Genomic DNA, 1,155 nt, shown 5'->3' on the forward strand with positions numbered 1-1,155 from the left:
CTACGCAACTGCTATCACCGCCAGCTATGTCACCGGCGCCGTGCGCGGGGATAGTGATGTCGGCGGCCTACTGGGGTGGGGCTACGGCGACACGGTGATTACCGCCAGCCTGTCCAGCGCCCATGTGTCGGGGCGCACCGATGTCGGCGGACTGATTGGTGATTTCTGGGCTTCCGCCAGCGCCAGTGCCAGTGCCAACTACTGGGCCACCGATGCCTCGGGTCAGACCACCAGTGATGGCGGCACAGGCGTCAAAGGCGCCACCTTGGCCGAACTGCAGTGCCCCACCGGCGCGGATGATACCGCCTGCGCGAGCAGCACCTTGTATGCCGGCTGGTCCAGCCATACCGATGCGGAGGGCAACGCCTACTGGGATTTTGGCAGCAATACCGAACTGCCGGGCCTGCGCCTGAAAGGCACTGTGTATCGCGATGGCGACGGCGATGGCGCTGAAAACTCAGATGACGCCTTCCCGGCCAATTTCGCCGCCTCGGTTGATACCGACAACGACGGCCTGCCAGATGCCTGGCTCGCCAGCTGCGACAGCGCCTGCCAGTCCGCCTCCGGTCTGATCCTGGACGCATCGCTGAATGATACCGACAACGATGGTGTGGTGAACGATGAAGACGCATTTGTTGACAACGCCGCTGCCGCGGTCGATGCCGACAACGACGGCCTGCCGGATGTCTGGCTCGCCAGCTGCGACAGCGCCTGCCAGTCCACCTCCGGCCTGACACTGGACGCATCCCTGAACGACACCGACAACGACGGCGCGGTGAATGATGAAGACGCTTTTGTTGACAACGCTGCTGCCGCGGTCGATGCCGACAACGACGGCCTGCCGGATGCCTGGCTCGCCAGCTGCGACAGTGCCTGTCAGTCCGCCTCCGGCCTGACACTGGACGCATCGCTGAACGACACCGACAACGACGGCGCGGTGAACGATGAAGACGCTTTTGTTTACAACAGCGCCGCATCTGTGGATACCGATGGCGATGGCCAGCCCGATTCCTGGCTCGATAATTGTGACATCGCCTGTCAAACCGCCTCGGGCCTGACTTTGGACGATGACAACGACAATGACGGCGTTGCCAACGAGCAGGATGCCTTCCCGGTCAGTGCGGCCGCCGCGGTCGATGCCGACAACGACGGTCT

The 1,155-nt window shown here is 63.5% G+C and carries 1 pseudogene; it reads left to right on the forward strand.

The annotated features are described in order from the left end of the window. Positions 1-1,155 (forward strand): annotated as a pseudogene (locus FDY93_RS19380) (hypothetical protein); the annotation flags it as partial.

It is taken from the genome of Microbulbifer harenosus (assembly GCF_005771435.1).
Classification (GTDB): Bacteria; Pseudomonadota; Gammaproteobacteria; order Pseudomonadales; family Cellvibrionaceae; genus Microbulbifer; species Microbulbifer harenosus.